Source organism: Candidatus Fonsibacter ubiquis, from assembly GCF_002688585.1.
Lineage (GTDB): Bacteria > Pseudomonadota > Alphaproteobacteria > Pelagibacterales > Pelagibacteraceae > Fontibacterium > Fontibacterium commune.
The window spans coordinates 918886-937903 of record NZ_CP024034.1 but is presented as its reverse complement, the minus strand read 5'-3'; the positions used below and the strand labels follow the sequence as shown (position 1 = coordinate 937903).

23 protein-coding genes are annotated in these 19018 nt (G+C 30.0%); 8 read left to right on the top strand and 15 right to left on the bottom strand.

All coding sequences use genetic code 11. The features are described 5' to 3' along the window. Nucleotides 1-36: 36 nt before the first annotated feature. Nucleotides 37-732, bottom strand: a complete 696-nt coding sequence (locus tag CR143_RS05090; RefSeq protein WP_099340746.1) for an outer membrane beta-barrel protein — start codon at nt 730-732, stop codon at nt 37-39. Nucleotides 733-921: 189 nt separating this feature from the next. Here CR143_RS05090 and CR143_RS05085 point away from each other — a divergent pair, with 189 nt between their 5' ends. Next, entirely contained in the window at nt 922-1842 is a 921-nt protein-coding gene (locus tag CR143_RS05085; RefSeq protein WP_099340745.1) for a DMT family transporter, read from the top strand. 1 nt (nt 1843) lies between these two features. Here the strand turns inward: CR143_RS05085 and CR143_RS05080 are convergent, their stop codons facing one another. Genes CR143_RS05080 through CR143_RS05065 form a run of 4 tightly spaced genes read right to left on the bottom strand, consistent with a single transcriptional unit; the run spans nt 1844 to nt 5538 of the window. Further along, nucleotides 1844-2620, bottom strand: a complete 777-nt coding sequence (locus tag CR143_RS05080) for a 2-keto-4-pentenoate hydratase (protein ID WP_099340744.1) — start codon at nt 2618-2620, stop codon at nt 1844-1846. Between the two features lie 6 nt (nt 2621-2626). Beyond that, nucleotides 2627-3937: a TRAP transporter large permease gene (locus CR143_RS05075; RefSeq protein ID WP_099340743.1), complete on the bottom strand. Its 1311-nt coding sequence runs from the start codon at nt 3935-3937 to the stop codon at nt 2627-2629. Then, nucleotides 3934-4476 carry a TRAP transporter small permease gene (locus tag CR143_RS05070; protein WP_099340742.1) on the bottom strand — a complete coding sequence of 181 codons (543 nt, stop codon included), beginning with the start codon at nt 4474-4476 and terminating at the stop codon, nt 3934-3936. Before CR143_RS05070 ends, CR143_RS05075 begins: the two co-directional genes overlap by 4 nt. A 54-nt stretch (nt 4477-4530) precedes the next feature. Then, entirely contained in the window at nt 4531-5538 is a 1008-nt protein-coding gene (locus tag CR143_RS05065) for a TRAP transporter substrate-binding protein (protein ID WP_099340741.1), read from the bottom strand. A gap of 152 nt (nt 5539-5690) precedes the next feature. Between CR143_RS05065 and CR143_RS05060 the strand changes: the two genes are divergently transcribed. Further along, nucleotides 5691-7139, top strand: a complete 1449-nt coding sequence (locus CR143_RS05060) for an NAD-dependent succinate-semialdehyde dehydrogenase (RefSeq protein WP_099340740.1) — start codon at nt 5691-5693, stop codon at nt 7137-7139. A 4-nt stretch (nt 7140-7143) separates the two neighbouring features. Further along, nucleotides 7144-7536 (top strand): rhodanese-like domain-containing protein, encoded by a 393-nt coding sequence (locus CR143_RS05055; protein WP_099340739.1) that lies wholly within the window; start codon nt 7144-7146, stop codon nt 7534-7536. Here the strand turns inward: CR143_RS05055 and CR143_RS05050 are convergent, their stop codons facing one another. The 4 genes from CR143_RS05050 to CR143_RS05035 all read right to left on the bottom strand — a co-directional run bounded on the left by CR143_RS05050 (nt 7537) and on the right by CR143_RS05035 (nt 9948). After that, the gene (locus CR143_RS05050; protein ID WP_099340738.1) at nt 7537-7986 is read right to left on the bottom strand and encodes a hypothetical protein; all 450 of its coding nucleotides are present in this window, start codon (nt 7984-7986) and stop codon (nt 7537-7539) included. It abuts the gene before it with no gap. A gap of 144 nt (nt 7987-8130) precedes the next feature. After that, nucleotides 8131-8616: a YajQ family cyclic di-GMP-binding protein gene (locus tag CR143_RS05045; protein ID WP_099340737.1), complete on the bottom strand. Its 486-nt coding sequence runs from the start codon at nt 8614-8616 to the stop codon at nt 8131-8133. A 187-nt stretch (nt 8617-8803) separates the two neighbouring features. Then, nucleotides 8804-9061, bottom strand: a complete 258-nt coding sequence (locus tag CR143_RS05040; protein WP_099340736.1) for a hypothetical protein — start codon at nt 9059-9061, stop codon at nt 8804-8806. Next, nucleotides 9061-9948: a DMT family transporter gene (locus CR143_RS05035; RefSeq protein WP_099340735.1), complete on the bottom strand. Its 888-nt coding sequence runs from the start codon at nt 9946-9948 to the stop codon at nt 9061-9063. Before CR143_RS05035 ends, CR143_RS05040 begins: the two co-directional genes overlap by 1 nt. Before the next feature lie 242 nt (nt 9949-10190). Here CR143_RS05035 and mgtE point away from each other — a divergent pair, with 242 nt between their 5' ends. After that, entirely contained in the window at nt 10191-11570 is a 1380-nt protein-coding gene (gene mgtE / locus CR143_RS05030; protein WP_099340734.1) for a magnesium transporter, read from the top strand. Here the strand turns inward: mgtE and CR143_RS05025 are convergent. Continuing rightward, complete coding sequence (locus tag CR143_RS05025) at nt 11567-12403, bottom strand: 23S rRNA (adenine(2030)-N(6))-methyltransferase RlmJ (protein ID WP_099340733.1); 837 nt, start codon at nt 12401-12403, stop codon at nt 11567-11569. The genes mgtE and CR143_RS05025 overlap by 4 nt on opposite strands. Nucleotide 12404: 1 nt before the next feature. Then, a complete protein-coding gene (locus CR143_RS05020) occupies nt 12405-12800 on the bottom strand; it encodes an HIT domain-containing protein (protein ID WP_099340732.1) in 396 nt (131 codons plus the stop codon). Nucleotides 12801-12827: 27 nt separating this feature from the next. On the opposite strand from CR143_RS05020, the gene CR143_RS05015 reads away from it, so the two are divergent. From CR143_RS05015 to CR143_RS05000, 4 genes are read left to right on the top strand one after another with little or no spacing between them, the layout of a single operon-like run. Further along, nucleotides 12828-13154 (top strand): nucleotide pyrophosphohydrolase, encoded by a 327-nt coding sequence (locus CR143_RS05015; protein WP_099340731.1) that lies wholly within the window; start codon nt 12828-12830, stop codon nt 13152-13154. Further along, on the top strand, nt 13154-13582 hold the full coding sequence (locus tag CR143_RS05010) for a DUF192 domain-containing protein (RefSeq protein ID WP_099340730.1): 429 nt from the start codon (nt 13154-13156) through the stop codon (nt 13580-13582). The genes CR143_RS05015 and CR143_RS05010 overlap by 1 nt, the downstream gene beginning before the upstream one ends. A 43-nt stretch (nt 13583-13625) precedes the next feature. After that, on the top strand, nt 13626-15131 hold the full coding sequence (locus CR143_RS05005; protein WP_099340729.1) for an MmgE/PrpD family protein: 1506 nt from the start codon (nt 13626-13628) through the stop codon (nt 15129-15131). A 10-nt stretch (nt 15132-15141) separates the two neighbouring features. Continuing rightward, nucleotides 15142-15612: a thermonuclease family protein gene (locus CR143_RS05000; protein WP_099340728.1), complete on the top strand. Its 471-nt coding sequence runs from the start codon at nt 15142-15144 to the stop codon at nt 15610-15612. 143 nt (nt 15613-15755) lie between these two features. Here CR143_RS05000 and lptB read toward each other — a convergent pair whose 3' ends face one another. Genes lptB through CR143_RS04980 form a run of 4 tightly spaced genes read right to left on the bottom strand, consistent with a single transcriptional unit; the run spans nt 15756 to nt 18980 of the window. Then, the gene (gene lptB / locus CR143_RS04995) at nt 15756-16799 is read right to left on the bottom strand and encodes an LPS export ABC transporter ATP-binding protein (protein ID WP_099340727.1); all 1044 of its coding nucleotides are present in this window, start codon (nt 16797-16799) and stop codon (nt 15756-15758) included. Further along, nucleotides 16789-17409, bottom strand: a complete 621-nt coding sequence (gene lptC / locus CR143_RS04990; RefSeq protein ID WP_099340726.1) for an LPS export ABC transporter periplasmic protein LptC — start codon at nt 17407-17409, stop codon at nt 16789-16791. Before lptC ends, lptB begins: the two co-directional genes overlap by 11 nt. Further along, on the bottom strand, nt 17409-18368 hold the full coding sequence (locus CR143_RS04985; protein ID WP_099340725.1) for a KpsF/GutQ family sugar-phosphate isomerase: 960 nt from the start codon (nt 18366-18368) through the stop codon (nt 17409-17411). Before CR143_RS04985 ends, lptC begins: the two co-directional genes overlap by 1 nt. After that, entirely contained in the window at nt 18369-18980 is a 612-nt protein-coding gene (locus CR143_RS04980) for a ribonuclease D (RefSeq protein ID WP_099340724.1), read from the bottom strand. Nucleotides 18981-19018: the final 38 nt, after the last annotated feature.

Here is a 19018-nt window from a genome sequence, read left to right as displayed (position 1 = left end):
AAAAAGTTATCTGAGGCTTTTATAAAATTTTTTTAATTAGAAACTCTTTCCAACCGAAATTTTTGCAGCATATAACTTTGGATCTGCAGTAAATCTTGTACCATTACTATTTGTATAAGTCACAGTATCGTAGTCAGTGTAGTTTGCTTCAAATCTAACAAAAGTACTTTTATCAATATTCTTTTGAACACCAACACCAACAAGGTAACCTTCTAGATCATCTTTCTTATTTAGAGTGGATCCTGTTGCAGCGTTATTCGATGTAACTTGCAAATCTGCATGAGAGTATCCAACTTTTCCAAAAACAGAAAGACCACCACCTAAACTATAAGTTGGTTGTAAATATAGTGTCGCGTGATTTTCTAATTCTAACTTTGCTTTTTTTGTAGAAGTTGTTGTAGGGTTACTTCCGCTACCAGCTCCACCACCGCCTAAATTTGTATCAGCTCTTGATGTATCTTCAATCTCAGTGCTAAGCGGGACATAATCCAAGCCAAGTACCATAGTCAAAGATTTATCAACTACTAAATTGTATTCTGCAAATATTGAAGCAAATGGGAAATTTGCATCTCCTGATTTTTTTGCTTTTGCAGTAACGTTAGTTTCTGTTCCTTCAGCATCCATTTTTCCGAATGCACCAGAAATACCCACATTAATATTTTGAGAATATGCAGCTGTGGAAAATGAAGTAGCTAGTATTGTTGTTGCCAACAAAGTTTTTGTTTTATTCATTATAATAACCTTATTAATTGTTTAATTAAACTTAAGAACCTTTATAATTAATATTGAGAAACTTACACCTTATATATACATATAAATGAAGTACGTTATTATTAGTTGTTTAAAAATACTGATTTTATTGAGTTTTATTGTTGCTTTTTTGTCACTTTTTTTTTTTTTTAAGATACAACTTACTGATTAATGCCTTTTAATAATTTTTTCCTCAATTTAAGTAATGAAAGTAGGGGATTTATTTATGGATTCGTTGGAATATTAATATTTTCAATTACTCCAGTTGCAACGAAAATTGCATTAGGACCAAGTAATAGCCAACTTTCTGCAGAATTTATTACCTTTGGAAGATCAACGCTTGCTGGTTTTTTATCACTCTTATATTTACTTACTTTAAAAAAAAAGATCCCTCAGAAAAAAGATCTACTAAATTTTTCTGTAATTGCTTTATGCCTGTCCGTTACGTTTCCTTTGACACTATCTTTTGGTTTAATTTATTCTACCTCAATTCACGCAGGTGTTATCTTAGCTTTCTTACCTCTTGCAACAGCGATTTTTGCATCATTTTATTTTAAACAAAAGGCATCTAAAAGTTTTTGGTTATGTGCTTTTTTTGGAAGTATTATTGTTGTTATTTACATCCTGCTTCATAACGAAAATTCAAATACTACATTTGAAATATCCCATTATGATATACTTTTTTGTATTGCTGTAATTGCTGCAGCTGTGGGTTATAATTTTGGAGCTAAACTTACTAAAGTTATGGCTGCACCAGAGGTTATTTCATGGGCGCTTGTTCTTGCCATGCCATTTCATTTCGGTTTTGCAATTTATTATTTTCCAAAAACTGAAATTAATATTATTTCATGGATTGGTTTTTTATATGTTGCAATATTTTCGCAGTGGATAGGATTTTTTGCCTGGTATAAGGGGCTGGATTTAGGAGGAGCTGTTCGTGTCAGTCAGATTCAGTTACTGATGCCTTTTTTTACTTTTGCATTTTCAATTTATATTCTTGGAGAAAATTTGGATTTCCTTACAATTATTTTTTCAGTTGCAATTATTTTGTTAATTTATCTTTCAAAAAAAACTGCAGTTTCTAAAAAATAATTTAACTTATTTTGACAGATACACTACCAAGACCTTTAATATTTCCGTAAAAAAGATCACCTTTTTTTATAGGAATAATAGGAGTAGATGATCCTGAAGTTACCCAAAAATCAAAACTTAATATCATATTATTTTTCTTAATCTCATTAAGAAGCCAAATTAGAGAATTAATTGGATTGCCAAGGACAATTTTTGTATTACCTGGGTAATTTTTTTTGGCAGTTTTATTTATTAAAGTAGTTGGGACTGAAGTTATTTTTTTTAAACTATATTTTTTTAATTTCCCAGCAACAAAGGCAACGTTTAAGCCAAAATCTGAAATCATTCGACCAAGACAATCTATTGCTTTTAATTTTTGTCTAAATCCTACAACTTCAATTGCAGGAGCTATCCCAATAATAAATTTACTTATGTTTGATTTAGTAATTTTTTTATTAAAATTAAAAACTTCATTCTTAATTTTAAAAGCAACCTCAAGTTCTGCTCCTAATAGGTTTTTTTGAAATGGCACTTTACCATTATTTTTGTATGTGCTTTCTTCATATAAATAAGAAAAGAAAGGTTTTTTTGCTTTTAATTTATTCCACATACTTTTATTTGTAGCTCCAGCTTTAAAACCAATTGGATTCCATAGTAATTCCATCTCAGCATCTCGACAGATTTGAGTTGCGGTATTAGGATTGCTAATTAAATTTTTAGAAATTTTTGGTAAAAAATTTTTTTTATATCTAGCGTAAGCTATTTTTTCAGAAATATTTTTTATTAGTTTTGCTTTCATTTTGAATTATCTTTGTTTTAAGATTATTTTATCCTGAGGCCCCATAATCATATCAGGAAGAATAGTTGATATTTTTGGAAAGTAAGTGATAATAACTAAAAAAACCAACAAAACACTTAGCCAAGGAAAAGCCGCTTTAACTACACTCAATAAAGGCATACCGGTTATGCCAGATGTTACAAAAAGGTTTAGCCCCACAGGCGGTGTAATCATTCCAATTTCCATATTAACCACCATTATAATTCCAAGATGAATTGGATCTATTCCTAGTGCGACTGCAATTGGAAAAAATATTGGTGCTAAAATTAATAAAATTGCTGTTGGTTCCATAAAATTACCAGCAACTAATAAAATAAGATTTACGATAATTAAAAATACTATAGGTGAAAGACCCATGCTTGTGATTTGTTCAGTTATGAGTTGTGGTATTCTTTCTGTAGTTAAAATATGTGCAAATAAAATAGCATTTGCAATTATAAACATCAGCATCACTGTTGTTTTGGATGCATCAACAAAAACGTGGGGAAGAGTTTTAAAAGTAATATCTTTGTAAATAAATAATGAAACGAGTACTGCATAAACGGCTGCAACGGCCGCTGCCTCTGTTGGTGTAAAAATTCCTCCATAAATTCCACCCATAATTATAAATAAAAGAAAAAATCCCCATACAGCATCTTTAGCACTATCGATAAGTTCTTTGGTTGATGCTTTAGGTTGAGAAGGCAAACCTATCATGCGCGCTCGTATATAGATTGCAAGCATTAGTGAACTTGCAAGTAATAATGCAGGAATAATTCCTGCTAAAAATAATCTTCCAACTGATTGTTCAGTGACTGCACAATATACAACCATCACAATAGATGGAGGCATTAAAATTCCAAGAGTTCCTGCATTGCACATCACTCCAGCCGCAAATTCTTTTGTATAACCAGCGCTAACCATACCCGCAATCATGATACTGCCTACAGCAACAACTGTTGCAGGCGAAGATCCTGATACTGCAGCAAAAAATGTACAAGCGAGAACTGCAGATATCGCAAGACCTCCTCTTATGTGTCCAACGCACGCAACAGCAAATCTAACTAGTCTTTTTGCAACTCCTCCAGTACTCATTAAAGCCCCTCCTAAAATAAAAAAAGGAATTGCCATTAAGGTGTAATGTTCTGAGGTATCAAAAAGTTTAAGTGATAAGGAGGCAAGAGAATCTTTACCAAATAATAATATTGCAATAAGACTTGATAAACCTAAAGAAACTGCGATTGGCACTCCAATAAGAATACAAACAAATAAAACTGAGAATAATGTTAATGTTGTCATTGTTTTGGATTGTTATTATCAAATTTAAAAGATTTTATAGCATCCTTTGCTTCATCTAATAAATTAAGGTTATCTTGTTTACCAAGAATAATTCTTATTAAAATTTCAACTAATCTAAAAATGATAAGGCCATATCCGATAGGCATAATTAATCTTGGCACCCACTGTGGTAACCATTTTATATCTTGCGAAAGAATTCCAATTGAGTAGATTTTTTCAACATAATTGTAACTGCCAATTAAAATTATAACTGCATATGTTAAACATAATAAAACAGCAAATAATGCAAATAATCTTTTAATTTTACTTGAAAATAAATTTACAAAAGACTCCATGCCAATATGAGCACCAATTCTAATGCCCCAACTTGCTCCAAAAAATATAAGCCAAGCAAACATGAAGATTTTTGCCTCCATTGCCCATGTAATATTTCCTTTTAGAACGTATCTTACAAAAACATTAACGACAGCTAAAAGTGTCATTCCAGCCAATAAACAAGCTACAAAATATTGTTCAAAGTTTTCGTAAAATTTTTTCATAAAGTATTAAAAAAAATCCAGCGCAGACTTTAGCTGCGCTGGATTAATAAAAAATTATTTTTTTAAACTATGACTTTGAGCAGCTTTGATTAAATCTGCCCCGATATCTTTTTCAAATTGAGCATAAACAGGCGCAACAGCTTTTCTCCATTCAGCCAATTGTGCATCAGTCAACTTAACTACTTTTGCTTTTCCAGAATCAACGATTAATTTTCTAGCCTCATCATTTTTCTGTTGACCAATTTGATTATTATAAATTGTTGCCTCTGCCATTGCTTCGGACAAACCTTTTTTGATATCAGCTGGCAAACTATTCCACCATTTAGCATTTACAACGACCATGTAATCTAAAATTCCATGATTTGTTTCAACTATTGTTTTTTGAACTTCATGGAATTTTTGTGAGTAGATGTTAGAAAAGGTATTTTCTTGACCATCAACTACTCCAGTTTGTAAGCCTTGATAAACTTCTGCAAATGCCATTTTTTGAGCACTGCCCCCAATTGATTTTATAAAAGATTCATAAACATCAGAAGGTTGAATTCTAAATTTTAAACCTTTGACATCAGCTGGAACTCTAAAATCTTTATTGGTAGAAAAATGTTTCATACCGTTATGCCAGTAAGCAAGTCCAATTAAACCTTTATCTTCCATCGATTTAAGTAAAGCTTGACCCTCTTTTGATTTTTGAAAATCTGCTGCCGCTTTAGCATCTTTAAATAAGAATGGTAAATCAAATACAGAAATTTTCTTTGTATAACGATCAAATTTTGAAAGTGAAGGATTTATAATTTGTACGTCATTCAGTAAAAGAGCCTCAAGTTCTTTAGCATCACCAAATAATTGTGAACTTGGAAACACTTGAACTTGTACTTTTCCAGGTAGTTTTTTTTCAGCAAGTTCTTTAAATTTTAAAGAAGCAAGACCTTTTGGTGTATTTTCAGCAACTACGTGACTCAATTTAATTACCATTGGAGTTTGAGCAGATGCAGATAAACCAAATAGTGAAGTTACAGCAATAAAAGTTATTGCAGTAAATAAACTTGTTATTTTTTTAAACATTTAGTTATTTCCCTTATTTTGTTAATTTAAAAGTATTTCAGTTTATATAGGCTAATAATATTGACAAGTTTAAATATACTAAGGTTTGAGTTTCAATTCGTTTGCATATAATATTAAAAAAAGCTCAATTTAAGCCCAAAATATACTTAAAAATGAATATAAAAAATCAAAGTTTGTTAATTTACAAATGCTACGTAAATGGGTCTTGGGTTGGTTTAGAAAAAAAAATAAAAATTATTAATCCTGCAACCGGTAAATTATTGGCGGAAGTTCCAAATTTTGGAAAGAAGGAAACATCAGATGCAATTAATGCTGCTGAAGTTGCATTTAGAAGTTGGTCAAAATTAACTGCTCATGAAAGATCAAAAATTTTAAAGAAGTGGTATGACTTGGTTATTGAAAACCAAGATGATCTTGCAATAATCATGACCACTGAACAAGGAAAACCTTTAAGTGAAGCAAAAGGTGAAATTGTTTATGCTGCAAATTTTATAGAATGGTTTGCTGAAGAAGCAAAAAGAGTTTACGGAGATGTTCTTCCGGATCCAATAAAAGATAAACGAATGATAACTCTTAAGCAGCCAATTGGAGTTTGTGCTGCTATTACACCTTGGAATTTTCCAGCAGCAATGATTACAAGAAAATGTGCGCCAGGACTTGCTGCGGGATGTACTTTTGTAATTAAACCTGCGGAACAAACTCCTCTTACAGCAATTGCATTCGTAGTCCTTGCTGAAAAAGCAGGTTTTCCAAAAGGGGTTATAAATATTATCACAGGTGATCCTGAAGAAATTGGAAAAGAAATTACTTCAAATCCAAAAGTTAGAAAAATCTCATTTACCGGAAGTACAGCAGTTGGAAGAATTTTAATGGAGCAAAGTGCAAGCACTGTAAAAAAGCTTTCATTAGAGCTTGGAGGAAATGCTCCATTTATCGTATTTGATGATTGCGATCTTGATGCTGCAGTTGAGGGATTAATGCTAGGGAAATTTAGAAACACAGGACAAGTCTGTGTTTCTCCAAATCGAATTTACGTTCAAGAAAAGATTTATGATGTTTTTGTAAAAAAAGTAGTTGATGTTGTTAAAAAATTAAAAATGGGAGATGGATTAAAAGGTGATACTCAACTTGGACCATTAATTGATGATGCGGCGATTGCAAAAGTTGAAGAGCATATTAAAGACGCTGTTCAAAAGGGAGCTAAAATTGAACTTGGTGGAAAACGTCATATGCTAGGTGGTAGATTTTACGAGCCCACAGTTTTAGCGAATGTTAATAAAAGTATGAAACTTGCAAACGAAGAAACATTTGGACCTGTGGCCCCTTTTTTTAAATTCAAAACGGAGGAGGAAGTTATTGAGTTTGCAAATAACACTGAGTTCGGGCTTGCCGCATATTTTTTTTCAAAGGATATTGCAAGAATTTGGAGAGTAGCAGAGGCTATTGAAGTTGGAATGGTTGGAATTAACACAGGAATTTTTGCAAGTGCCTATATGCCATTTGGAGGAATTAAACAGTCTGGAATTGGTAGAGAAGGTGCAAAATATGGAATGGAAGAATATTTAGAACTAAAAACTTTGTCATTTGGAAATATAAAATAATTTTATGACTGAGATTTTTAATATCCCATCTAAAAAAGTTAAAGATTTTTTAAACGACAATTCTAACAACATAGTTCTTGATGTAAGAACTGAAGAGGAGTGGAATAGTGTTGGAAAGCCTGATGCTGAATTATTAAATTCTAAAACATTATTTATCTCACTGTTAGTGGGGCCTGATAGAATAAAAAATGAGAATTTTATAAAAGAATTTCTTGATAAAAAAATTTCTAAAAAAGATAATATTTTAGTTATTTGTAGGTCTGGGGTGAGATCAATGGCTGCTGCAAAATTATTACAACAAGAGGGTTATAAAAACGTAATTAATATTTCAGATGGCTTTGAGGGAAATCCAGCAACAGGAGAAGGCTGGAAGAGATCGAATTTGCCTTGTAAATAATTATTTCTTATTATTATACCAATTACCAATATTTTCGTTTTTAATTGCACCAATTGCTTCAATAGGTCTTGAGTTTACTGCATATTCAGAGTGATCGTTTGCATTTAAAGTAGCTCTAATTTGATTAATTGGCTGAGTTAGTTTTTCATCTTCAACATGATACCATTCAGAATAAACTCTATTCTTAACTCCGTTAATATAAATATGTGCATGGCCTTCATTCATGACATTTTCTTTATTAATTTTTTCTGGAGTAAATTTAAAATTTTTAGTAATTAATTGAATATTGTAGCCTGACTTTGCGTCTTTAATAACTCTTATATCTACTGATGGATAAGGCATTTTAGCCTCAATACTTTTATGACTATGGTTTTTGGAGTCTTTATGTTGAGCTGATACTTGTGAAATAAATAAACAAAGTAATATTAAAAAAATATTTATATATTTCATTTTAAAAATTTATTGTTTAAATTATTATATTACTCCGTGACAAAATGACAAAACGATATAGTGGAAAATCATCAAAGGATCGTAGTTTTAAAAAGAAACCAAAATTTAGCAAAAAAATTAAGTCTTTAATCAAAAAGAGCAAGTTTAGTCTCTAAAATTTACAAATTCCATAGGCTGACCAATATCAATGGTTCTAATAGCCGCAATTGCCTCTTGTAAATCATCTCTCTTTTTGCCGTCTGCTCGCAACTCTTCTCCCTGAATTTTAACTTGAATTTTAAGTTTTAAACTTTTTACTTGCGCTATGATTTTTTTTGCACTCTCTTGATCAATTCCCTCTTTTAATTCACTTATTTGTCTAACGGTTCCACCTGTTGCAGTTTCTGAATTTTTTATTTTAATTACTCTTGGATCTACTTTTCGTCGAATTAAATGAGTTTGTAATAATTCATTCACTTGTTTAAGTTTTAAGTTATCTGGGGCAAGAGTTGTAATCGTTTTATCCTTTCTTTCAATTGATATTGCAAGTCCCTTAAAATCATAGCGTGTTCCAATTTCTCTTAAACAATTAGCTAGAGCATTATCAAACTCTTGATAATTTATTCTACTAACTACATCAAATGATGGCATATTTTTATAAAAAATTTATCTAACTATTTTATTTCTTTTAAAGATTTTTTTAGATTTTTATTTACGTGACAACTTTTTTTACAAGAAGCTAGCAGTAAACAAAATCCTCTCCAAGTTTTAAAAATGCACATTTTTATGATCTTAGTTCAAAACAACATATAAAATAAAATACAAAAATAAATATTTATTAATCTTCTAAATATCGCATTATTCTTGAATAATTTTTTTCTGAATAACTATCAATTGTATCTATTATCTTAAAACCTGTTCTTTTTGAATATTTTGCTTCAAATTTTCGACTAATTGTAATTCCTTCAAAATCTCCCTGATCTTTAACAACTCCAAAAAAATATTTTCCCTTCACAAATTCGATTAAATCTTCATCTTCAGAGGTCTTTTTGGCTTTTGATTTTAGTAAATCAACTAGAGTTTTTAAATTTTGCATTATTTAATTAGTCCAATTTTTTTTTGTCTAAAAATAATAAATATACCACTACTTATAATTAATATGGATCCAAAAATCATATTAATTGAAGGTGTTTCATTAAAAATAAAATATCCAAGAATAATTCCAAAAATAATTATTGTGTAGCGAAATGGAGAAGTTGTTGAAATATTCGCAACTTTAATAGTTAGTACTGAAAAATAATATCCAGCAGTCACAAATATTGCTGAGAGAAAAATAAAAATAAAAATTTCGAGATTTATTGGTTTGAAGTTTAATAACATTCCAAAGCTAAAAAAAATTGTAACAGACAACGAGGTTATAAAAACAACTTGAAGACTATCGAATTTTTCTAAATATTTTCTGGTTATAGTATCTCTTTGGGCTATAAAAATTGCCGAGATCAGGGGATAAATAAAGGCATATCCAAATTGTAAGTCGTGAGGTTTAATTACAATCATAACTCCAACAAAACCTAAAATTACTGCAGTCCACCTTCGCCAACCTACTTTTTCTCCTAATATAAAGGCACCTGATGCAGTTATTAATATCGGAGCTAAATTTAACAAAGAATAGAGTTCTCCAAATGGTAAATACATAAGCCCTAAAAAAAAGAATATCGCTGCAATTGACTCTATAGCTCCTCTGGCATGTAGAGGTTTTGATTTAATTATATCCAAAGTTAGTTTTTTTTTAGAATAAAGATATAAGCCTAAAATAAATGTAGAACAAAGCCCTCGTATAAAGATTACCTGTCCAAGCAAAGTAATGTCTTTATAAATTAATAGGATGTATTTTATAAAAGCATCGTTAATTGAAAAAAAAAGCATACATAAAAGCATGTATGTTATGCCTAAAAACTCTTTATTTTTGTTGTGTAAAAACATTTATCTAAGTTTTAGGGCTATTATCTGGGTAAATAATAAATTCAATAGAATTAATTTTAATTTAATATAGTTTATTTTTATTATGGGAAAAAGTCGCGATACAAGAAAAGAAAAGAAAAAACCTAAGAGCACAGGACCAAAAGAATCTAAATCTAGAAAACAATACTAGTAGCTCATTATTAGGCTTTTTTTTTAGTTTAATTCATTATAGGTAGTAGCTAAACCTATATGTGAGAAATTTCATGCCCCAAGAAGCTAATCAAACTTCTAAAGTTCGAACTGGGCATATTTTTACTGAAGAACAAATTAATTTACTAATTGAAAATGTTAAACAGAATAATTTCGTTTCTGTTCATCAATTATTAGATAAATATCATCCAGCAGACGTTGCTGATTTAATTAAAATATTACCAAATGAAGTTCAGATAAAATTATTTAGCCATAAATCGGCAGATTTAAATCCAGAGGTTGTGCTAGGATTATCTGATGTATTACAAAAAGAAATATTAGAACAGCTTACTCCAGATACAATATCTTCAATTGTAAAAGAATTAGAATCGGATGATGCTTTTCAAATTATCGAAAATGTTCCTGAAGAATTTCAGAATCAAATATTAAATAATCTTCCACAAAAAGATCAAAATTTTTTTAGATTAGGGTTAAAATATCCTAAAGATTCTGCTGCTAGAATTATGCAGAGAGAATTTGTTACTATCGATGTAGATTGGACCGTTGGTCAGACGATGGATTTTTTAAGGGACTCAACAGATTTACCTGAGCAATTTTTAGAAATTTTTGTTGTGGATCAAGATCGAAAGCCTATCGGTAATGCTTCTATTTCAAATATTTTAAGGTCAGATCCAAATATAAAAGTTAAAGATTTAGTTGCTGAAAATAAAACTTTCATTCCAGCAGATCTTGATAAAGAAAAAGTTGGTAATATTTTCACACAATATAATTTAGTGTCAGCTGGAGTAATTGATAAAGAGCAAAAATTAATCGGAGTTATTACCGGAGATGACGTTGTAACAATTGTAAAGGAAGAAGCAGTTGAGGATGCCTTAAGATTAGGAGGAATTAGTGCCGCAGAAGATATTAGCGATAATCCAGTAGAGACGACTAAAAATAGATTCTTATGGCTATTTTTAAATTTAGTTACTGCGGTACTAGCTTCATTTGTTATTGGAATTTTTGAAAGTACAATACAAAAAGTTGTTGCTCTTGCGGTCTTAATGCCAATTGTAGCATCTATGGGAGGAAATGCGGCAACACAAACGTTAACAGTTACAATTCAATTGATCGCATCCCAGCAGCTGAATGTAAAAAATGTAATGAAAATTATAAATAGAGAAATTGTAACTGGTTTATTAAATGGGATAATATTTGCAGTTATTACAGGGGTTTTTGTTTATTTTTGGTTTAATGATTTAAAAATTGCAATTCTTATTGGTGCTGCAATGATCGTTAATTTAACCGTTGCTGGCCTTGCCGGAATTGCTATTCCAGTCACTCTAAATAAAATGAAGATAGATCCAGCTATTTCTGCCACAGTTTTTGTAACAACTGTTACTGACGTTGTTGGTTTTTTCGCCTTTCTTGGAATTGCAAGTCTATTTGTTTAATTAATATTACTTGTAAAAGTAAATTTAGAAACATTATTATTTTTTTTTAAACAATCAAAAATAATTTCTAGACTATTTTTTATATCTTTTTCTATAGACCAGGGACAATTAAGTATAAATAAGCCACTACCTTGCATTCCGCTATTTAAATTATCCGTAATCATTTCTATGTGAGATAGATTTTTATAATTTCTCTTTAAAATATTTAAAGCAAATGAAACTGCTTTCTTACTTTTTAATATAGGATACCAAATAATATAAACTCCTAGAGGAAATTTTTTATAACAATCTGATAGCATTTTAAACACTTGATCATATTCATCTTTAAGTTCATACGAAGGATCTATTAAAATGACAGCCCGTTTTTCTTTTGGAGGAAGTAATTTGCTAAGCTTTTGATAACTGTCTTCATTCTCAATAATAATTCTAGAATCATTTTTGAAGTTTTTTTTAAGGTTTAAAAATTCTGTAGGATGTAACTCAAAAAAATGAAGGTTGTCATTGGGTCTTAAACTTCTTGCCGCAAGATAGCATGATCCTGGATATATTTTAAGATCAGAATTAAAATTTATAGATTTAATTAAGTCTAAATATTTTTTTAAAAAAATATTATCATTTTTTAGTTGTAATATTTTTTTGATACCTTGAAGGTATTCTTTATTTTTTTGCATGTAGGGATCAGAAATTAAATATTTTCCAGCTCCTGCATGTGAGTCTATAAAAATAAAACTTTTGTCCTTTTTTTTTATATAATCCAAAACATAAGTAAGTATAAAATGTTTTAGTACATCAGCTGCATTGCCAGCATGATATCCGTGCCTATAACTCAGCATATTAAATAAGTTTTTGTATCTTTTTTATTGTCTCACTTAAGTGAGTTTTTTTATAAGGTTTGCCTTTTACTACCCAAACCGAGAGTGGCCATGAACTATCTTTTTTTTTCCTTGCAATAATGTGAATGTGTAATTGGGGTATGATATTGCCAATTTTTTCTACATTTAAATTAAAAGCACCAAAAGCTTTTTTCATAACTCGACTACAATAATCAATTTCTTCCATAAGTTTTATTTGATCCTTTTTATTTAAATCTAATATTTGTTTAACATTTTTTCTTTTCGGAATAAGAATGAGCCAAGGAAATTTCGCGTTATACATTAATCTTGCTGTGCACAAATTTAGATTAGCTACAGAATGAGTAGTTTTGAGTAATTTTTTGTGTAATTTAAACATTAAATTAAATTAAATAGCTATTTTGTTATGGATTTAAAGAAAATTAATCAAAAAATTAAAAACTTTGTAAAAGAAAGAGACTGGGATCAATTTCACTCACCTAAAAATCTATCCATGGCTTTATCAGTAGAGGCTTCAGAATTAGTGGAGATTTTTCAATGGTTAAAAGAAAGTGATTTTAAAAAAGTAGATAAAGAGAAAGTAGCAGACGAAATTGCAGATATATTATTTTATCTATTAAGAATTTCACAAAAAATGAATATTAATATTGAGAAAAGTTTTTACGCTAAATTAAAAAAAAATGTTATAAAATATCCAGTATCTCTGTCTAAAGGAAGTAGTCAAAAAAGATAATGAAAAACATTATAAGAATATTAATTCTTACTTTTTTTTTAATCAATACTTCTTTTGCACAACTTTCTAAAGTTCAAATTGAAATCGGAACAAAAAAATTAATTGCAGAAATTGCAGAGACTGACGAGGAACAAAGTGAGGGTTTAATGAACCGTCAGGTTTTAGGAAAAGACAATGGTATGTTGTTTATTTTCGAAGAAGGCTCAACACCTTGTTTTTGGATGAAAGATACTCAGATACCATTATCGATCGCCTTTATTAGCAAGACAAACACAATAGTAAAAATAGCAGACATGCAACCTTTGTCTTTAACAGAGCATTGCTCTGGACAACCTATAGTATTGGCTCTTGAGGTTAATAAGGGTTGGTTTGAGCAGAATAATATAAAAGTTGGAGATAAAATATTAAGTATAAAAAGAATTAATTAAAAATTATTGTTATTTTATATTTTGAATATTATAAGAAATCACCTTGAAAGAATTTAAAGTTAAAGTCTATCCATCAAAAGTAAATTTACCAAAAGAAAATCAACTTGCTTATAGGATTGCAAAAGTTGCAAGTGATAACTCTCCTATCGATAATAAGGCAGCCGATATGGTGATTAATAGAATTATAGATAATGCTTCTGTTGCTATTGCATCTTTTTCAAGACAACCAGTTACAACCGCAAGAGAGATGGCATTAGCCCATCCAAGAGTAAATGGGGCCACAGTTTTTGGAATTAATTCTACTAAAAAATTTGATTGTGAATGGGCCGCTTGGGCAAACGGTACAGCAGTTCGAGAATTAGATTTTCATGATACTTTTTTGGCTGCAGACTATAGCCACCCAGGAGATAATATTCCCCCAATTTTAGCAGTGGCACAACAGAAAAAATCAACTGGTCTAGATTTAATAAAAGGTATTTTGACAGGTTATGAAATTCAAGTGAATTTAGTTAAAGGAATTTGTCTTCATGAACATAAAATTGATCATATTGCGCATTTAGGACCAAGTGTTGCAGCAGGATTAGGCACACTTTTAAAATTAGACACAGAAACTATTTATCAGGCTGTACAACAAGCCTTGCATACAACAATTTCAACAAGACAATCTAGAAAAGGTGACATTTCAAGTTGGAAAGCATTTGCTCCTGCTCACGCTGGTAAACTTGCAATTGAAGCCGTTGATCGTTGTATGAGAGGAGAGAGAGCTCCAAATCCAATATATGAGGGGGAAGATAGCGTAATTGCTAGAATTTTATCAGGACCCAATGCTGAATATTATGTTCCATTACCAGAAAAAGGTGAGCCTAAAAAAGCAATTCTTGAGACCTATACAAAAGAACATTCAGCAGAATATCAAGCGCAAGCTTTAATAGATTTGGCTCGCGATATGAGGAAAAAAATTAAAGATTTTTCTAAAATAGAAAGCATTGAAATTCACACTTCTCATCACACTCATTATGTAATCGGCACAGGTGCAAACGACCCACAAAAAATGGATCCAAACGCTAGTAGAGAAACCTTAGATCATTCTATTATGTATATTTTTGCAGTAGCCCTTGAAGATGGAAATTGGCATCACGAAGATTCATATAAACCGCAAAGGGCAAAAAAAGAAAGCACAGTAGCACTTTGGAAAAAAATTAAAACATTTGAAGATAAAAAGTGGACAAAAAAATATCATGATAAAGATCCAAAGAAAAAATGTTTTGGAGGCAGAGTAATTATCAAGATGAAAGATGGAATTAAGATTGAGGATGAGTTAGGAATTGCTGATGCAAATCCTTGGGGCAAACGACCCTTTGAAAGAAAGAATTATATAGAAAAATTTAGATCTTTAACTAAAGACTTTATTAGCAAATCTGAGTCAGAGCGTTTTTTAAAGGCTGTGCAAAATTTAAGAGATCTTAAGAGTAGTCAGTTAGACCAACTGAACATTGAAGTTCTTGATAAAATTCAAAAAATTCAAAGAAAAAAAATAGCAATTTTTTAAATAATTTTTTATGAAAAAAATTATTATTTTTTTTGGATTAATATTTTTCTTATCAGCAACTGTATCTGCGGATACAAAAAAAGTTAAAGTAATTGATGGTGATACTATTCATATAGGAACCATCAAATATCGCCTTTTTGGTATTGATGCTCCTGAAATAAAACAAATTTGTGAAAAAGATAATAAAAAAATTGAATGTGGTATTCTTGCAAAAAATTTTCTTAAAAATAAAATTGGCGATAAAATTCCCTCATGTATTACAAATGATAAAGACCGCTATCAAAGGTTTGTTGCAGAATGTTTTATTGGCAATGAAAGCTTATCAAGATTTATGGTTAGGGAAGGTTATGCAGTTGCATATAGCCAGTATTCGAAAGATTTTGTTGAGGATGAAAAATTTGCTAAGGAAAATAGGCTTGGTATTTGGGCAATGAGTTTTCAAATGCCCTCTGATTATAGAAAAGCTTCAAAAAATAAATAAATTTTATCAAAAGTATTTTTTAACTTTTTTTCTATTATATTTTTTTTTATCTTTAATAACTTTTTTTTTAAATTTTGGTGTTCGTAAAGCCTTAGCTATCGGATTTCTTTTCATCTTAAGTTTGTATATTGGTCAGTAGATAATTAAATTCTAAATTGAGAACCTAAATAAAGTTGTCTAGCTTTTTTATTTTCAACAATTTCTTGTGGGGATCCTTCAGCAATTAATTCTCCATTATTGATGATGTAAGCCCTATCAACAATGTCTAGAGTTTCTTTAACGTTATGGTCGGTAATAAAAATACTAATCCCTTTATCTTTTAAATGTCTAAGCATCTCCTTAAGTTCGATAATTGCAATAGGATCTAAAGCTGCAAATGGCTCATCTAATAATAACACTTTTGGTGAAGTTGTTAGACATCTTGCAATCTCAACCCTTCTTGCTTCTCCACCAGATAAACTTAGTGCCGAGGCTGTTCTAAGATGTGCAATTTTAAATTCATTAAGCAAGTGTTCTACTAACTCATCTTGTTTTTCCTCATCTTTAATTGCAACTTCTGCAACTGCTCTAATATTTTCTTCAACCGTTAACCCTCTAAATATAGATCTTGCTTGCGGAAGGTAGCTGATACCTTCTTTTGCTCGCATATGGATTGGAAGTTCATTAATTACTTTATTATTAAAAATAACTTTGCCTTGGGTTGGATTTAAAATTCCAAGTACCACAGAGAACATCGTCGTCTTACCTGCTCCATTTGGACCAAGTAAAGCAACAATTTCTTGAGGATTTACTGTAACACTGACATCCTTAAGAATAACTCTTTTTTTTATTATTTTAGTTAAATGACTAATTTCAAGCGTTGATGGCTCTCTATTATAATAATAGTCATCAGAGATAAGTTTAAAAATATTATTATTTAATTTTTTATTAATTTTTTTAACAACTGTAGGTTCTTTAATTTCTTCCGGCTCGGATTTTTTAATTGTTTCGCCTTTTTCTAAAATTATATTTTTTTCATTTACTATTTTATCTTTAGAGAGAATAAGAGGATTTTCTTCAATTATCTCTTTTTTTGACTCTTTAATTTGTTCGGTTGGATTTGAATTGTTAGAGTCAATTACTGCTGCAAACCTTTTGACTATTTTTTTGTTAGATATAACAGTAAATTTTTGATCTTTATCTTTCATTACTTAATGTACCTGTAACTTGTTTTCCTTTTTCTTCCATTACAACTTCAACGGTTTTTTTAAAGGTATCAATTATTACCTTATCTGCTTTAATTTGACTAGTACGCCGCTTTTTAGTTTTTGGGTCATTCTCAACAAAATCTGCAATTACATTACCACTTACAAATATATTATTTGATTTTACAAGATACTCAGCTCTATTTGCAGTAACCACTCCATCTCTTTGAGTAATTTTTACATTTTGCTCATATAAAATATCATTTGTTGTTTTATTAAACAAACCTGTTTTGCTTAAAATTTTTATAATGCTACCGTCTTTCAATAAAAAATCGCTGTCTACTTCTTTTAGACTTATAAGATCTTGATTATCTTTATCAATACTGGCAAGTTTTGCTCTAACATTATATTGTTTTCCACTTGCATCCACTCCGATGTAACTAATATTTTCAAATACATTACTTTCAGCTCCTTCAGTAGGTTTGATATTTTTTGATGTGAGTTTTAATCTATTAGTATTGAGAGTTGGATAAACAAAATAGACAATAAAAATTATTATAAGACCAACGCTTATAATTTTAAGCTGTTTTTTTCTGATCTCGTTGAGTTTCATTAAACTCCAAAACTAATTAGAGAATGTATATGAATTAATCCGTAATTATTATTTTTACCCTTGATAATAAGAGAGGTAATTTTTTTCTTATTCATTATATCAAGAGCCAGTCCCGCTAGAGTATTTTCTGAAATCATTTTTGGGTTTTTAGTCATAACTTCTTTTGCGGTCTTTTCTAAAAAATTCTTTTTATGTATAGAGCGTCTAATATCTCCGTCTGTTATGATTCCTGTAACTTTTTTGGATTTATTTATAACAAGTACGCAGCCATAAGTTTTTTTCGTAATTTGAATCACAGCGTTTTTTACGGACATATTTTCATTGATGAAAGGTACATCTCTTTTTTTAATCATAATATCTTTAACACGTGTAAGTTGTTTTCCTAATGCTCCAGAAGGGTGATAAACAGCAAATTTTTCTTTGCTGAATTTATTTAATTTCATAAGTGTGATTGCAACGCTATCCCCCCAAGCAAGCAACATTGAAGTAGAACTTGTTGGTACAATATCGAGCCCAGCTTCTTTTACTTTTGGAAGAACAATTTTAATTGTACTCGCATTAATCAAAGTTGAATTTTCTTTTGATGCTACGCCAATAATAGGCATTTTAAATTTATGTGCATAGTTTAAAATACTTTTCAATTCATCGGTATTTCCAGAATAAGACATAATCAAAAAACAATCTTGTTTTGGATTGCACGCACCAAGATCTCCATGGGCCGCTTCAGACGGATGTAGGTAAATAGATGGTACTCCCACAGAACTTAAGGTTGCAGAAATTTTTCTAATAATATGCCCTGATTTTCCCATGCCAACGCATATAACTTTACCTTTGCATTTTTGAATCAGGTCAATAGCTTTAATAAAATTACTATTATAAGACTTAGATAATTTTTTTAATGCATTAATCTCTTGAAAAATTACTTCTTTTGCAAATTTTATTTTTTGATTATGGATCATTTAATGCGCAAAAATATCTTGATTATTCCAACCAGCAAGATCTAAGGTTACTCGATGTTTTAAAAATTTAAAACAGTGATTAGCTAATTCCATTCGATTTTCTCTAATTAAAATTTTATCAAGTTCATCTTTAATTTTATGTAGATATAAAACATCGGACGCAGCATAATTTATTTGCTGTTCAGTTAAATTTTCGGCACCCCAGTCGGAACTTTGCATTTGTTTTGATAATTCAATATCTAGGAGTTCTTTACATAAATCTTTAAGACCGTGTTTATCAGTATAAGTTCTTCCAATTTTTGAGGCAATCTTTGTGCAGTAAATATTATTAATATCTGCTTTTAAATAATAATTTAAAACTGCAAGATCAAATCTTGCAAATTGAAAAATTTTTACAATATCATTATTTTCCAAAATTTTTTTTAGATTATCAGCTTTAAATGTTTTTCTATTAATTTGAATCAAATGTACTTCTTTATTACCCGAGGATATTTGAACAAGACAAAGAGGATCTCTTTTATAATCAAGACCCATAGTTTCGGTATCGATTGCGATAATTTTTCCTAGATTTAAATTGTTAGGTATGTCGTTTTTATGGATTTTGACTTTCATACTATTGTTAAATAAAAGGTATTATCGTTAATTATTAT

Bases quoted from the DNA above. Each gene is read 5' to 3' on its own strand.
- CR143_RS05090 (WP_099340746.1), bottom strand. From the start codon at position 732: ATGAATAAAACAAAAACTTTGTTGGCAACAACAATACTAGCTACTTCA.
- CR143_RS05085 (WP_099340745.1), top strand. From the start codon at position 922: ATGCCTTTTAATAATTTTTTCCTCAATTTAAGTAATGAAAGTAGGGGA.
- CR143_RS05080 (WP_099340744.1), bottom strand. From the start codon at position 2,620: ATGAAAGCAAAACTAATAAAAAATATTTCTGAAAAAATAGCTTACGCT.
- CR143_RS05075 (WP_099340743.1), bottom strand. From the start codon at position 3,937: ATGACAACATTAACATTATTCTCAGTTTTATTTGTTTGTATTCTTATT.
- CR143_RS05070 (WP_099340742.1), bottom strand. From the start codon at position 4,476: ATGAAAAAATTTTACGAAAACTTTGAACAATATTTTGTAGCTTGTTTA.
- CR143_RS05065 (WP_099340741.1), bottom strand. From the start codon at position 5,538: ATGTTTAAAAAAATAACAAGTTTATTTACTGCAATAACTTTTATTGCT.
- CR143_RS05060 (WP_099340740.1), top strand. From the start codon at position 5,691: ATGAATATAAAAAATCAAAGTTTGTTAATTTACAAATGCTACGTAAAT.
- CR143_RS05055 (WP_099340739.1), top strand. From the start codon at position 7,144: ATGACTGAGATTTTTAATATCCCATCTAAAAAAGTTAAAGATTTTTTA.
- CR143_RS05050 (WP_099340738.1), bottom strand. From the start codon at position 7,986: ATGAAATATATAAATATTTTTTTAATATTACTTTGTTTATTTATTTCA.
- CR143_RS05045 (WP_099340737.1), bottom strand. From the start codon at position 8,616: ATGCCATCATTTGATGTAGTTAGTAGAATAAATTATCAAGAGTTTGAT.
- CR143_RS05040 (WP_099340736.1), bottom strand. From the start codon at position 9,061: ATGCAAAATTTAAAAACTCTAGTTGATTTACTAAAATCAAAAGCCAAA.
- CR143_RS05035 (WP_099340735.1), bottom strand. From the start codon at position 9,948: ATGTTTTTACACAACAAAAATAAAGAGTTTTTAGGCATAACATACATG.
- mgtE (WP_099340734.1), top strand. From the start codon at position 10,191: ATGCCCCAAGAAGCTAATCAAACTTCTAAAGTTCGAACTGGGCATATT.
- CR143_RS05025 (WP_099340733.1), bottom strand. From the start codon at position 12,403: ATGCTGAGTTATAGGCACGGATATCATGCTGGCAATGCAGCTGATGTA.
- CR143_RS05020 (WP_099340732.1), bottom strand. From the start codon at position 12,800: ATGTTTAAATTACACAAAAAATTACTCAAAACTACTCATTCTGTAGCT.
- CR143_RS05015 (WP_099340731.1), top strand. From the start codon at position 12,828: ATGGATTTAAAGAAAATTAATCAAAAAATTAAAAACTTTGTAAAAGAA.
- CR143_RS05010 (WP_099340730.1), top strand. From the start codon at position 13,154: ATGAAAAACATTATAAGAATATTAATTCTTACTTTTTTTTTAATCAAT.
- CR143_RS05000 (WP_099340728.1), top strand. From the start codon at position 15,142: ATGAAAAAAATTATTATTTTTTTTGGATTAATATTTTTCTTATCAGCA.
- lptB (WP_099340727.1), bottom strand. From the start codon at position 16,799: ATGAAAGATAAAGATCAAAAATTTACTGTTATATCTAACAAAAAAATA.
- lptC (WP_099340726.1), bottom strand. From the start codon at position 17,409: ATGAAACTCAACGAGATCAGAAAAAAACAGCTTAAAATTATAAGCGTT.
- CR143_RS04985 (WP_099340725.1), bottom strand. From the start codon at position 18,368: ATGATCCATAATCAAAAAATAAAATTTGCAAAAGAAGTAATTTTTCAA.
- CR143_RS04980 (WP_099340724.1), bottom strand. From the start codon at position 18,980: ATGAAAGTCAAAATCCATAAAAACGACATACCTAACAATTTAAATCTA.